Origin of the sequence: Streptomyces lydicus (genome assembly GCF_001729485.1) — a bacterium.
GTDB classification, from domain to species: Bacteria; Actinomycetota; Actinomycetes; order Streptomycetales; family Streptomycetaceae; genus Streptomyces; species Streptomyces lydicus_D.
In genome coordinates, this window is sequence record NZ_CP017157.1 from 7,535,405 (window position 1) to 7,548,859 (window position 13,455).

Sequence of the window (13,455 nt, forward strand, 5' to 3'; positions counted from 1 at the left end):
CCTCGGGGAAAGCGGAAGGTACGGGGCCGGTCCCCAAGCCTTGCACGGCGGGAGGCAAAGGGGAGGGGTGACGCGGAGCGTCTCCGGCCGGGTGGCGGCGGGTGACGGGTGGACGCTCAGACGCCGCTGTTGCTGCCCCCGCTGCCGCCGTCCCGCAGCGCGTCGAGGTCGGCCTTGACGGTGTTGATCGGGATGGCGAAGCCGAGTCCGACGCTGCCCGCGGTGCTGCTGGAGGCGGAACTGGGCGAGTACATCGCCGAGTTGATGCCGATGATCTGCCCCTGCATGTTGATCAGGGCGCCACCGGAGTTGCCCGGGTTGAGCGAGGCGTCGGTCTGTATCGCCTTGTACGAGGTCTTGGACGAGCCGGTGTCGCCGTTGTACTGGTTGCCGCCGAACTCGAACGGCCAGCCGCCGTCGCCCCGGCCGTCCTGCTGTCCCTGCCCCTGGCCCCGGCCCTGTTCCTTGGGAACGGTGACGTCCCGGTGGAGGGCGGAGACGATGCCGCTGGTCACCGAGCCGGTCAGGCCCTCCGGCGAGCCGATCGCCACCACGCCGTCGCCGACCGCGACCTTGTCGGAGTCGCCGAGCGAGGCGGCGGTCAGGCCCTTGGCACCGCGGACCTTGATCAGCGCCAGGTCCTTGTCCGGGTCGGTGCCGGTGACCCGGGCGGTCTTCCTGCTGCCGTCGCTGAAGGCGACGGTGACGGTGTCCGCGCCGGCCACCACGTGGTTGTTGGTGATGATCTCGCCGCTGCCGGTGAGCACGACGCCGGAGCCGGTGGACTCCCCGCTGCCGGTGCGCGCCTTGATCTCCACTATCGCCGGGCTGACCGCCTTGGCCACCCCCGCGACGCCGCTGCCGCTGTCCTTGCCCGCGTTGACCAGCGGCGTGGAGGCGGAGTTCTGCGTGTCCTGGTGGGTCGCGCCGGCGAGCAGCGCCGCGCTGCCGCCGCCGATGAGACCGGAGGCGACCGCCACCGCCGCGAGCAGCGCCACCGGCCGGCGGGCCCGGCGCCGCGCGCCCGGCGCCTCCTCGGGGCCCGGCGCGTACGGCGGGGGCGGCGGAACCGCCGCTCCCGCGTGGTCGCCGTACGGGGCCCCGTACCGGGGGCCGTGCGGGGCGCCGTACGCGTACGGCCCGTCCTGTGGCATCTCATCGCCGCTTCGGCGGTAGCTCTCGGTCATGGTCAAGACAATGCGCCCGTTCCATGAGAACCGCCTGAGAAGGCCCTGAGAGACCCGACAGAAGTGGGTATGCCCGATATAAGGACAGCCCGGTGCTGGTCAGCCGCCGCAGCCGCAGGAGCGGCGGACGACCAGGCGGGAGGGGAACTGCCGCAGGCGCTCGCGGCGGGAGCCGACGATGCGCAGGCCGTCGTCCAGCACCAGGTCGACCGCGGCCCGGGCCATCGCCTCGCGGTCGGAGGCGACGGTGGTCAGCGGCGGGTCGGTGAGGGCGGCTTCCTTGACGTCGTCGAAGCCCGCGACGGCCAGTCCGCCGGGCACGTCGATGCGCAGCTCCCGGGCGGCCCGCAGCACTCCGATGGCCTGGTCGTCGGTGGCGCACATGATGGCCGGCGGCCGGTCCGGCCCGGCCAGCAGCTTCAGCGCGACCTGGTAGGCGTCGTAGCGGTTGTACGGCGCCTCGAAGTAGCGGCCCTCCGTGGGCTTGCCGGACTCCAGCATCGCCCGGCGCCAGCCCTCGACGTGGTCGGTGACCGGGTCGCCGGACTTCGGGGTCTCCTCCGTGCCGCCGAGGAAGGCGACGTACGGATGGCCGTGCTCCAGGAGGTGGCGGGTCGCCAGCTGCGCGCCCCAGATGTCGTCCGTCATCACCGCGACGTCGTCGATGGCGTCCGGCCGGCGGTGCAGCAGCACCACCCGGGCGTCCCAGGCGTCGATCTCGGCGGCGGCGTGCTCGCTGGGGCCCTGGCTGATCAGGATCAGCCCGGACACCCGCATGCCGAGGAACGCGCGCAGGTAGTGCACCTCGCGCTCGTCGAGGTAGTTGGCGTTGCCGACCAGCACCATCTTTCCGCGCTCCGCGGCGGCCTGTTCGACGGCGTGCGCCATCTCCGCGAAGAACGGCTGCCGGGTGTCCGGCACGATCAGACCTATGAGGTCGGTACGGCGGGACGCCATCGCCTGCGCGACGCGGTCCGGCCGGTAGCCGAGCTCCTTGATGGCGGCGAGCACCCGCTCGCGCGTGGCCGGGGCGACCGGCCGTGGTCCGTTGTTGATGACGTAACTGACAACGGCGGTCGACGTACCCGCCAGTCTTGCCACATCATCCCGCGTCACCTTGGCCACGCGCGGCAGTCTACGCGGGTGGTCCTACCGGCGGGCAGGCCGTGCACCCGTGGAGTCGGCGGCCGCGGCGACCGGGCGGGCCGCGGTGTCGCCGTCGGAGGACTTCGCCGCCTTCGCGGCGTCCTCCTTGGCCCTGGACTCCGCCTTGGCCTTGGACTCCGCGGAGCGGTCCGGCTTCTCGGGCGTGACGAAGCGGTAGCCGACGTTGCGGACCGTCCCGATCAGCGACTCGTGCTCGGGGCCGAGCTTGGCGCGCAGCCGGCGGACGTGCACGTCGACGGTGCGCGTGCCGCCGAAGTAGTCGTAGCCCCAGACCTCCTGCAGGAGCTGGGCGCGGGTGAAGACCCGGCCCGGGTGCTGCGCGAGGTACTTCAGCAGCTCGAACTCCTTGAAGGTCAGGTCCAGGACCCGTCCCTTCAGCTTGGCGCTGTAGGTCGCCTCGTCCACCGAGAGGTCGCCGTTGCGGATCTCCATGGGGCCGTCGTCGGTGGTGATCTGCTGGCGGCCCATCGCCAGCCGCAGCCGGGCCTCGACCTCGGCCGGGCCCGCCGTGTCCAGCATGACGTCGTCGACGCCCCAGTCGGCGGTGACGGCGGCCAGCCCGCCCTCGGTGACGACCAGGACCAGCGGGCAGCCGGGGCCGGTGGAGCGCAGCAGCTGGCACAGGGACCGTACGTGCGGCAGGTCGCGGCGGCCGTCGATCAGTATGACGTCGGCCCCTGGGGTGTCGATGAGGGCCGGGCCCTCGGCCGGGGCCACCCGCACGCTGTGCAGCAGCAGGCCGAGCGCCGGGAGCACCTCCGTCGACGGCTGGAGTGCGTTGGTCAGCAGCAGGAGCGAACTCACCTCCGACCACCTGCCCGGTTTCCGGAGCGGTTCACCCTGATCTGCTCGCGGTCCTGCCTGCTTCGCTCGCCCATGACGTCTGGTTCCTCCTCGGTCCCTGCGACGGGGGCACCACCCGGCCCTGGCCGGGGGAGTCTGCGGCACTGCTTCGTACGGTCCTCGCAGCCGCGCGGTACGTGGCTGAAAGCACAAAAGGACCCGGGGGCAACGCTGCCCGGATCCTTCTTGCCCAGCAGAATAGCTCACATGACTTCCGGACCCGAGGCCGATTTTGCACGTTCTTGTGTTCCGTCGATCACTTCGAGTGGTCATCGCGTGTCCTTGTTGACGGATGACGGGGTGCGGATCGAGGCCGCCCACACCCCCGGAAGGCCCGTACCCACGGGGATCCGGCCGCCCCGCCGGCCCCCTTGGCGCTCGTCCTCGCGCACGGCTTCACCGGGGCGCTGGACCGGCCCGCAATTCTTCCCGCGGTTGCCGCATTTTCCCAGCATGCGGACGTGATCACGTTCTCCTTCCGGGGGCACGGCCGGTCCGGGGGACGCTCGACGGTCGGTGACCGGGAGGTGCTGGACCTGGCCGCCGCGGTCCGCCGGGCCCGGGCGCTGGGCCACCGTCGGATCGCCACCGTCGGCTTCTCCATGGGCGGCTCCGTCGTGCTGCGGCACGCGGCCCTGTACGGCCGGGGAGCGCACGGGGAGCGCACGGGTGCGCACACCGACACGGTCGTCTCGATCAGCGCACCGGCCCGCTGGTACTACCGCGGGACCGCCCCCATGCGCCGCCTCCACCGGGCCGTCACCCTCCCCTCCGGCCGGCTCGTCTCCCGCCTCGTGCTGCGCACCCTCCCCCAAGCTCTCAAGGAGCAGGGGGCACCCCCACCACGCCGAGGACGGGGACCCCGTCCCCCTCTCCCCCACCGAGGCCGCCCCGCTGATCGCCCTCCACCGGCGGACCGGGGCGGCTCCGCACTCCCCTGATCCGCCGGCCGGACGTCAGTCGCCGGCTACCGCCGCCGGCTCCTCCGCGTCCTCGTCGTGCGCCTCGGCCCCGTCCTCCGTCTCGTCCTCGCCGTCAGCGCCGTCCGCCTCCTCCCGGTCCGCCTCCGGGGGCCGGTGGTTCCACAGGGCGGCCTGCACGTGCGAGGCGGAGCTGTGGAGCTTGCCCCACTCCTCCGCCCGCCCGAGCAGCGGCGGCCAGGTACCGAGCTGCGGCGCGAGGTCCAGCAGGGCGTCGATGGACTCCCTGGCCTGCTCCAGGAGTTCACCGAGCCGCCGGCGCTCCGCGGCGCTGCGCTGGGCGGCGGACGGCTTCCTCGGCCCGGCGCCGGCCGGCGCGTCCCCGTCCCGCTCGTCCTCGGCGGTGCCGGCCGCCGGCTGCCCGCCGTCCGGCGCGGCCGTCGCGGGGGAAGCGGCCAGGAGTCCGCCGTACCTCGTGTGCCGCTTCTCGGTCTCCTTGCGGGCCTTGGCCTCGTCCGACGCCCAGACCACGTCCCACTGGGTCAGCAGGACGGGCTCGCCCGCCTCGTCCCGGAAGACCCGGTCGGGCGCGGCGGGGTCGACCTTGTAGTGGACGTAGCCGTCGGCGTCGTGTGCCGGGTCGGTCCGCTTGATCAGCGGCCGGCGGGTGGCGGCGTTGCGCGGCAGACCGGTGTCCAGGAAGCGCTGCGCGGTCAGGGCGAGCGTCCACAGGCCCAGTTCGTTGTCCCGGCGGGCCAGATTCCCCACCGTGGTGTGGACGTCCGCGCGGAACGGCACGCCGCCGTTCTCCCGCGGGGCGCCCACCGCCGATCCCACGTTGCGGGTGAGGAGTTTGTCCGCGATGAGGGCCACCCCGCCGCCGACGGCGAGGGTGAGGCGGGCGTGCTCGTCCCCCTTCCTGGCGGGTTCCACCAGGGTGGTGAAGTCCTCGGTGGGAACCGGGTCCCAGTCGGCCTTCACCACGTCGTCGCAGAGCACCCCGCCGTTGGTCCAGGCGTTCCGGGCCTGCTTCGTCACGTCCTGCTTGGCCGTGCGCCAGGGGCGGTCCACGAGCGGGCCGAGCAGACCCGCGAAGCCCTTGGTGGCCATGCGGCGTTCGCCCTTGATCTCCTTGGCGTAGTTCTTGAGCGCCTCGAAGAGGTCCGGCCGGGTCAGGATGTTGACCAGGTAGACGGCCCGCCACAGCGCGGTCCCCGGGATGTCGCCGTTCTTGAACACCGTGGGGAAGTCGGCGGTGCCGATCCGTCCGACGGCGAGCCCGTAGACGTGGCGCAGGTCGTCGGCGTCCACACCGTCCGGCGGGATCTGCACGAGGCGGTTGAGCGCCCGGGTGGCGACCTCGACGTTCTGGGCCGCCGGGGTCCATTCCTTGAACTCCACGTGCACGCTGGCCAGGATCGAGCGCAGCGCGTCGTCGAAGAGGTCGGCGTCGTCCAGCTTGTTGTCCGGGTAGGGCTCGATGCCCACGGCGATCTGCGCGGGCAGCACATACGTCTGCCCGATCTGGATCGCCCGGTCGGCGGGGCGCTGCCCCGGGACGCAGCCGCGTTCGAACTCCTCCCGCAGCTTGCGGCGTTGGGCCTCCCGCGCCTGACCCAGGTGCTGGCTGCGCGTCTTGCCGGCCTCGGTCCGCGTCCCCTCGGCCCCGGCCAGCAGCATGTCCGCGGCGAGGTCGGCCACCTCGTCGGGCTCCGCGCGCGGCCCGGCCAGGACGTTCCAGGCACTGGCGACGCGGGTGATGCCGTCGCGTACGACGAGGACGTACACCGGGTCGGAGCCGTCCTCGAAGCGGAGCTCTACCGGGTGCGCGATGACCGCCCGGGTCACCCGGCGGGCGAGGACGGACGGGGCGTAGCTGTTGAGCCGGAGGGTGCCCTCGATCGTCTGCCAGAGGTGGTTCCGCAGGTGGTCGTGGTCCTGGTACTCGTACGTCAGCAGCGCCTCGGGTCGGCCGTCGCGGACGACTCCCATGACCTTGGGGTCGGGGATCTCCATGGCTTCCTGGCCGGTCCGCGGCTGGATGCCGGGGAACAACTCGGTGAGCCAGACCCGGCTGTGCAGGGATCTGAGGGTGGCTCCGTCGACGTGCTCCGCCATCAGCAGGCCGGCCTCGCCGGCCTGGCTCTGGAGCTGGACGGCCACCGCGTCGGGCGTCACCGCGCCGCGGGCGACGGCGTGCCAGGCGTCCTCGGGCAGCGCGGCGAGCCGGTTGGTGCGCGCGGCGGCGATCACCTTCTGCCGGTCGTCGCCGTCGGGCGCCTTGGGCAGGACGGGCCGGAAGCCCGACACCTCGACCCGGGTGTCGCCCCAGTCGAACGTGATCTTCTCTTCCGTCGTCATCGTCGGTACGAACCTCCATCGGCGACAAGTGATGTGCGAAGGTAGAAGCGCGGTCCTGGCCCGGGTGTCCGGGGCACCAGGTCCGATGGCCGGGCCCCGACCGATGGCCGGGGCCCGGCGCCCGGAGCCCGCGGAGCGGCACCGGCAGCGGCGGGGGTCACAGGCTCACCGGCGGCCCGGCGTCCGGCAGGATCTGCGGGAACCACTCCCACAGCGGCTCGCGGTTCGGCCGGCGGGCCAGGTGCTGGAACGCCGCGTGCACGATGAGGTCCGCCGCCTGCACCAGGTGGTTGCCGTGCGCCGGGACGAAGAACGGGTCCTCGATGACGTGCCGGGCGCCGCCCTGGAGCGCGCGGTGGGCCCGGCGCAGCGCGTGCTCGGTGCCGTCCCCGTCCACCACGACGAGCGCATGGCTGTTGGACGCGGCGTGCTGCGCGTTGAGGCGTTCGATCCACGCGGCGTAGAGGCCGACGCGGTCCCGGCCGATGTCGTGGGTCCGGCGGAAGGCCGCGCCGGCCGTCGCGCCGGGCATCTTCGCCACGGTCTCCAGTCCACGCCGCACGACGTCCCGGTACCGGGACTTCTGCACCTCGCCACGGGTGCGTACGGCGTCGTCGAGGCGGCGGCCGCGGCCCGCGGCGAGGTTCACGGCGTGCAGCTCGTCATCGGCCCGGATGTCGAGGTCCGGGTCGGTGTGCAGGCTGCGCCGGAAGTGCTGCCAGCTGTCCAACGCCGGCTGCCAGTGGGAGAGTTCGATGCCTAACCAGCCGATGACGGCGAGGCTCCTGGCGTCGCCCGAGTCGTCCACGTAGTAGATCCTGGTCGGCGTGTGCGCAGTGGTCAGGGCCGGCTCCATGCGGTGGAGCTGCCCGGTTGTTCCCGGCAACACCGCCGGACCGTCTTCCTGCCGCCTCGCCGATCCGACGGGCAGGGCGGTGGAGCCCCTCGCCACGCGCGACGTCGCCCCCGGAGGATCCGCGCGGTTGCCGCCCGACGGTGAGGAGAGGCCCCGTTTCGGCGTGCACCCATCATCGGCAACAGCCCCGGCTGTCACGGCAGTTACTCCCGTGAGCCGGGGCCTCCGGGACAATTCCCGGACCCATACGTCGCGATCCGCCCGTACGACACGTTCGTCTCTTACGTTAGCGACGGACCGCCTTCGATGTGCGTTTAAATGCCGATCTCATCACCCCGAGGGTCGAGGGAGCGGCCGGGAGTCAGCCCGTCTCCGCCACCGCCTCGGCGAACTGGGCCGCGTACAGGCGGGCGTAGGCGCCGTTCGCGGCCAACAGGGCCTCGTGGGAGCCCTGTTCGACGATGCTGCCGTTCTCCATGACGAGGATGGTGTCGGCGTCGCGGATGGTGGAGAGCCGGTGGGCGATGACGAAGCTGGTGCGGCCGGCGCGGAGCTGGGCCATCGCCTGCTGGATGAGGACCTCGGTGCGGGTGTCGACCGAGCTGGTGGCCTCGTCCAGGACGAGGATGGCGGGCTCGGCGAGGAAGGCCCGGGCGATGGTGATCAGCTGCTTCTCGCCGACCGACACATTGCCGCCCTCCTCGTCGATGACGGTGTCGTAGCCGTCGGGGAGGGTGCGCACGAAGCGGTCGACGTGGGTGGCGCGGGCCGCGGCGACGATCTTGTCCATGGCGGTGCCGGCCGGGGCGCCGTAGGCGATGTTCTCCGCGATCGTGCCGCCGAAGAGCCAGGTGTCCTGGAGGACCATGCCGATGTGGGCGCGCAGCTCCTCGCGGGACATGGCACCGATGTCGGTGCCGTCGAGGGTGATCCGGCCGCCGTCGACCTCGTAGAAGCGCATCAGGAGGTTGACGAGGGTGGTCTTGCCGGCGCCGGTCGGGCCCACGATCGCGACGGTCTGACCGGGGTGGACGGCGAGCGAGAGGTTCTCGATGAGCGGCTTGTCGGGGGTGTAGGAGAAGGAGACGTCCTCGAACTCGACGCGGCCGCGGACCTCTTCGGGGCGCTCGGCGTGCTCGCGGTCGGGTTCCTGCTCGTCGGCGTCGAGCAGTTCGAAGACCCGCTCGGCGGAGGCGACGCCGGACTGGACGAGGTTGGCCATCGAGGCCACCTGGGTCAGCGGCTGGCTGAACTGGCGGGAGTACTGGATGAACGCCTGCACGTCACCGATGGACAGCGCCCCGGAGGCGACGCGCAGACCGCCGACCACGGCCACCAGGACGTAGTTGAGGTTGCCGATGAACATCATCGCGGGCTGGATGATGCCGGAGATGAACTGGGCCCTGAAGCCCGCGGCGTAGAGCGCCTCGTTCTGCTCGCGGAACAGCTCGGCGGACTCCCGCTGCCGGCCGAAGACCTTCACCAGGCTGTGGCCGGTGTACATCTCCTCGATGTGCGCGTTGAGCTTGCCGGTCGTCTTCCACTGCTGGACGAACTGCGGCTGGGCGCGCTTGCCGACCTTGGTGGCCACGACGACCGAGACCGGCACCGTGACCAGGGCGACCAGCGCCAGCAGCCAGGAGATCCAGAACATCATGGCGAGCACGCCGACGATGGTCAGCAGCGAGGCCACGATCTGGCTGAGGGTCTGCTGCAGCGTCTGCTGGATGTTGTCGATGTCGTTGGTGGCCCGGGAGAGGACCTCGCCGCGCTGCTGCTTGTCGAAGTAGCTCAGCGGCAGCCGGGCCAGCTTCTCCTCGACCTGCTCGCGCATCCGGTAGACGGCGCGCTGCACGACGCGGGTGGCGATCCGGGCCTGGACGAAGCCGAAGAGCGAGGAGCCCGCGTAGATCAGGGTGACCCAGAGCAGGACCACGCCCACCGCGCCGAAGTCGATGCCCCGGCCGGGGACGACCGGCATCGCGCCGAGCATGTCGGCGAGCCCGCCCTGCCCGTGGGCGCGCAGCTGCGCCGCGGCCTGGGCCTTGGTGAGCCCGTCGGGCAGCTGGCGGCCGACGATGCCGGACATGATCAGGTCGGTGGCGTGGCCGAGGACCTTGGGGCCGACGACGGTGAGCGCCACGCTCAGCACGCCGAGCACCAGCGCGACGGTGATGATGCCGCGCTCGGGGCGCATCTGGGCCAGCAGCCGTTTGCCGGAGCCCTTGAAGTCCATGGACTTCTCGGTGGGCTGGCCGCCCATGAACCGGGCCGGTCCGGCCGCCGGGGCCGGGCCTCTCCGGGGGGCGGCCCGAGGGGTGTCCTCGGTGGCCGCCGGGGTCTCGGCGCGCGCGGCCGCCCCCTTGTCCGCGGTGGTCACGCCGCCTCCTGCTCGGTGAGCTGGGAGAGCACGATCTCCCGGTAGGTCTCGTTGTCGGCCATCAGTTCGCTGTGGGTGCCGGTGCCCACGACCCGGCCCTCGTCCAGCACGACGATGCGGTCGGCGCCGCGGATCGTGGCGACCCGCTGGGCGACGATCACGACCGTCGCCCGGTCCGTCTCACGGGCGAGCGCGGCGCGCAGCGCGGCGTCCGTCGCGTAGTCCAGGGCGGAGAAGGAGTCGTCGAAGAGGTAGATCTCGGGGCGGCGTACCAGGGCGCGGGCGATGGCCAGCCGCTGGCGCTGGCCGCCGGAGACGTTGGTGCCGCCCTGGGCGACGGCGGCGTCCAGGCCGCCGTCCATCCGCTCGACGAAGTCGCGGGCCTGGGCGGTCTCCAGGGCCTGCCACAGCTCGTCGTCGGTGGCGTCCGGATTGCCGTAGCGGAGGTTGGTGGCGACCGTCCCGGAGAAGAGGTACGGCTTCTGCGGGACCAGGCCGATCGCGCCGGCCAGGGTCTCCTGGTCGAGGGTGCGCACGTCCTCGCCGTCGACCAGGACCGCGCCGCCGGTCGCGTCGAAGAGCCGGGGGACGAGGCCGAGCAGGGTGGACTTGCCGCTGCCGGTGGAGCCGATCACGGCGGTGGTCTCGCCGGGGCGGGCGGTCAGCGAGATGTCCTTGAGGACCGGCTGCTCGGCGCCCGGGAAGCGGAACTCGACGTTGCGCAGCTCCAGTTCGCCGTGGCGGCGCAGCTCGGTGACGGGGTTCTCGGGCGGCGCGACGCTGGAGTCGGTCGTCAGCACCTCCTGGACGCGCTCGGCGCAGACCTCCGCGCGCGGCAGCATCATCACCATGAACGTCGCCATCATGATCGACATCAGGATGTACATCAGGTAGCTGAGGAACGCGGTCAGCGCGCCGATCTGCATCGCACCGCTGTCGATGCGCAGCCCGCCGAACCAGACGACGGCCACGCTGGAGAGGTTCACGATCAGCATCACCAGCGGGAACATCATCGACATCAGCCGGCCGGCGCGCACCGAGACGTCGTACAGATCGGTGTTGGCCCCGGCGAACCGTTCGCGCTCGTGGGTGTCACGGACGAAGGCGCGGATGACGCGGATGCCGGCGATCTGCTCGCGCAGGACACGGTTGACGGTGTCGATGCGCTCCTGCACCCCGCGGAAGAGCGGACGCATCCGGCGCACGATCAGTGAGACGAGGATCCCGAGGACCGGGACGATGACCAGCAGGAGGCCGGAGAGCGGCACGTCCTGATTGAGTGCCATGACGACGCCGCCGACGCACATGATCGGCGCCGAGACCATCATCGTGAAGGTCATCAGCACCAGCATCTGGACCTGCTGGACGTCGTTGGTGGTGCGGGTGATCAGGGACGGCGCGCCGAAGGTGCCGACTTCCCGGGCGGAGAAGGACTGCACCCGGTCGAAGACCGCGGCGCGGATGTCCCGGCCGAGGGCCATGGCCGTACGGGCGCCGAAGTAGACGGCTCCGACGGCGCAGACGATCTGCAGCAGCGTCACGGCGGTCATGAAGCCGCCGATGCGGAGGATGTAGCCCGTGTCCCCCTTCACGACACCGTTGTCGATGATGTCGGCGTTGAGGGTGGGCAGGTAGAGGGTCGCCAGGGTCTGGATCAGCTGGAGCAGCACGATCAGGGATATTGAGCGCCTGTGGGGCCGCAGATGCGCCCGCGCTAGTCGGACCAACACACGCAGAGCCTATGGGAACGCTTGCCTTCGGCAATCGAATTTCCGGAGTACGCCGGGGTCCGCCGGGTTTCTTCGCCGGAGTGCGCCCGGAGCCGGGCCGGCCGCCACGTGCGCCATCATGGAGGCGGCAACGACGGGGCGCCCGCCACCACGGGCAGCCCCCCGACCGACACGACGAAGAGGCCGCCGTGACAACAACTGGCACCGTGCGCTACTGGGCCGCGGCCAAGGCCGCCGCCGGCACGGCAGAGGAGCCGTATGCGGCGGCGACGCTCGCCGAGGCGCTCGACGCGGCACGCGCGGCGCACGCCGCGAACCCCGAGTTCGCGCGCGTGCTGCTGCGCTGCTCATTCCTGGTGGACGGCGATCCGGTGGGCACCCGCGACCACGCGGCGGTGTCGCTGGCCGAGGGCGGCACCGTCGAGGTCCTGCCGCCGTTCGCGGGAGGGTGAGCGCACCGACATGAGCGACAACCAGCCGCAGAACCACCGCCCCTACCCGCCGCAGGACCCGTACGGCCGGCCGGGTGCGTACGACCCGCACGCGGGGTACGAGGGGTACGACCGGCAGGCGGCACCCGCGCACCGGCAGCCGGCGCCCCAGCAGCCGCACCAGCACCAGCCCCAGCAGCCGGCGCCGTACGACCCGCAGGCCGGGTACGGCGACCCCTACGGGCAGCAGGCGTACGGCGCCGCCGCGCAGCAGCCGCACCAGCACCCGCACCCGCAGCACGACCCCTACGGGCACGGCCGGTACGGCTATGACGCCTACGGGCACCAGCAGCCGCAGGAGCAACACCAGCAGCAGCCATACCAAGCGCCCCAGGCACCCCAGGCGCCCCATCACCAGCCTCAGCCGTACCAGCACCAGCAGGCCCAGCACCAGCCGCAGCACCCCGCGCACCACGGCCAGCTGCCCACCCAGCACCAGAGCCCGCCCGCGGCCGAGGAGCCGTACGCGCGCCGGCACCCGCAGGCCGCGCCCGCCGCGGCCGCGCCCGCCGGGGGGCCCGCGCCGGCCGCCGCGGCACCGTCCGTCCCGACGCTGCCCGCCGCGCCGCTCGCCCCCAACCAGCGCGCCCGCGCCGAGGGCCGCTCGCCGATCATCCCGCCCGGCATCCAGCCGGCCGCGCTGACCGCGGTGCTCGCCCTGCTGCTCGCGCTGGCCGCGCCGCTGAACCGCCCGGCGCTCGCCGTACCGGTGGTACTGCTCCAGGCGGTCACCGCCGCCGGATGGTTCCGGCTCAACGGCATGTGGCCGGCCCGCCAGGGCATCGCGCTGGCGTTCCTGGCCGGACTGGCCACCGATGTCGCGCTGCTGTTCACCGACCGCGACAGCGCGCCCCTGGTCGGCATCGGCACGCTCGGTGTGTGGTGCCTGTTCGTCCTCGTCCTGCAACTGCGCAACCGCAGCAGCGCGGACGAGCGGATGTACGCGCTGACCGCGGGGCTGACCTCGACCGCGCTGGCGGTGCTGGCCGCCGGGCAGCTCGCGGCGAGCCCGCACGCCGTGGTGGTCGGCGCCGCCGGGGTCGGGGTGGCCACCCTCGCCCGCGCGCTGCCGCTGCCGGCCCCGGTCTCGATCGGCGTCGCCCTGGTGGCCGCCGCGGGCGCCGGGGTCGGGGCGGGCCAGCTGACCGGTCTGGGGGCGTCCGGTGCGGTGCTGGGCCTGGTGGCCGGCGGCTGCGCCCTGATCGGCCTGCGGGTGGCCAGCTACGACTACCCGTCCCGCTTCGTCCACATGACGGCCGGCGTCGCCCTGCCGCTGGCCCTGGCCGCCCCGGCGGTCTACGTCCTGGGGCGGGCCCTGGGCTGAGCCGCGGCCCCCGGGGAGGACACCCGTAGGGGCCGCGCGGAGCACTCCACGGCGGCCGCCGGACGCGCACGCAGCGCCCGGCGGCCGCCGTCGCCGTGCCCGGGCCCGTCCCCGCGCAGTCTCCGCGCGGTCCCCCCGTCGCCGCGCGTCGCGCCCCGGGGCGACCGCCGCTGCCGCCCCGGCGATCCCGTCCTCT

10 protein-coding genes are annotated in these 13,455 nt (G+C 72.9%); 3 read left to right on the plus strand and 7 right to left on the minus strand.

Features of this window, described 5'->3' with window-relative positions; translation table 11 throughout:
- Positions 1 to 116 precede the first annotated feature (116 nt).
- The 3 genes from SL103_RS32655 to SL103_RS32665 all read right to left on the minus strand — a co-directional run bounded on the left by SL103_RS32655 (position 117) and on the right by SL103_RS32665 (position 3,158).
- On the minus strand, positions 117 to 1,187 hold the full coding sequence (locus SL103_RS32655; RefSeq protein WP_069572552.1) for a S1C family serine protease: 1,071 nt from the start codon (positions 1,185 to 1,187) through the stop codon (positions 117 to 119).
- Between the two features lie 99 nt (positions 1,188 to 1,286).
- Positions 1,287 to 2,312, minus strand: a complete 1,026-nt coding sequence (locus SL103_RS32660) for a LacI family DNA-binding transcriptional regulator (protein ID WP_069572553.1) — start codon at positions 2,310 to 2,312, stop codon at positions 1,287 to 1,289.
- A gap of 24 nt (positions 2,313 to 2,336) precedes the next feature.
- On the minus strand, positions 2,337 to 3,158 hold the full coding sequence (locus SL103_RS32665; RefSeq protein WP_069572554.1) for a response regulator transcription factor: 822 nt from the start codon (positions 3,156 to 3,158) through the stop codon (positions 2,337 to 2,339).
- A 410-nt stretch (positions 3,159 to 3,568) separates the two neighbouring features.
- Here SL103_RS32665 and SL103_RS38440 point away from each other — a divergent pair, with 410 nt between their 5' ends.
- The gene (locus SL103_RS38440) at positions 3,569 to 4,138 is read left to right on the plus strand and encodes an alpha/beta fold hydrolase (RefSeq protein ID WP_104531177.1); all 570 of its coding nucleotides are present in this window, start codon (positions 3,569 to 3,571) and stop codon (positions 4,136 to 4,138) included.
- Between the two features lie 15 nt (positions 4,139 to 4,153).
- Here SL103_RS38440 and SL103_RS38445 read toward each other — a convergent pair whose 3' ends face one another.
- From SL103_RS38445 to SL103_RS32690, 4 genes are all read right to left on the minus strand, one after another.
- Positions 4,154 to 6,478: a hypothetical protein gene (locus SL103_RS38445; protein WP_069572556.1), complete on the minus strand. Its 2,325-nt coding sequence runs from the start codon at positions 6,476 to 6,478 to the stop codon at positions 4,154 to 4,156.
- Between the two features lie 157 nt (positions 6,479 to 6,635).
- On the minus strand, positions 6,636 to 7,367 hold the full coding sequence (locus SL103_RS32680) for a DUF3800 domain-containing protein (protein ID WP_164492923.1): 732 nt from the start codon (positions 7,365 to 7,367) through the stop codon (positions 6,636 to 6,638).
- A 328-nt stretch (positions 7,368 to 7,695) separates the two neighbouring features.
- Positions 7,696 to 9,597: an ABC transporter ATP-binding protein gene (locus SL103_RS32685; protein WP_069574321.1), complete on the minus strand. Its 1,902-nt coding sequence runs from the start codon at positions 9,595 to 9,597 to the stop codon at positions 7,696 to 7,698.
- Positions 9,598 to 9,710: 113 nt separating this feature from the next.
- Positions 9,711 to 11,444: an ABC transporter ATP-binding protein gene (locus SL103_RS32690; RefSeq protein WP_069572558.1), complete on the minus strand. Its 1,734-nt coding sequence runs from the start codon at positions 11,442 to 11,444 to the stop codon at positions 9,711 to 9,713.
- A gap of 206 nt (positions 11,445 to 11,650) precedes the next feature.
- Between SL103_RS32690 and SL103_RS32695 the strand changes: the two genes are divergently transcribed.
- Positions 11,651 to 11,896, plus strand: coding sequence for a MoaD/ThiS family protein (locus tag SL103_RS32695; RefSeq protein ID WP_069572559.1), 246 nt, complete (start codon positions 11,651 to 11,653; stop codon positions 11,894 to 11,896).
- Positions 11,897 to 11,906: 10 nt separating this feature from the next.
- Positions 11,907 to 13,259: a hypothetical protein gene (locus SL103_RS32700; protein ID WP_069572560.1), complete on the plus strand. Its 1,353-nt coding sequence runs from the start codon at positions 11,907 to 11,909 to the stop codon at positions 13,257 to 13,259.
- Positions 13,260 to 13,455: the final 196 nt, after the last annotated feature.

Bases quoted from the DNA above. Each gene is read 5' to 3' on its own strand.
- SL103_RS32655 (WP_069572552.1), bottom strand. From the start codon at position 1,187: ATGACCGAGAGCTACCGCCGAAGCGGCGATGAGATGCCACAGGACGGG.
- SL103_RS38445 (WP_069572556.1), bottom strand. From the start codon at position 6,478: ATGACGACGGAAGAGAAGATCACGTTCGACTGGGGCGACACCCGGGTC.
- SL103_RS32685 (WP_069574321.1), bottom strand. From the start codon at position 9,597: ATGGGCGGCCAGCCCACCGAGAAGTCCATGGACTTCAAGGGCTCCGGC.
- SL103_RS32700 (WP_069572560.1), top strand. From the start codon at position 11,907: ATGAGCGACAACCAGCCGCAGAACCACCGCCCCTACCCGCCGCAGGAC.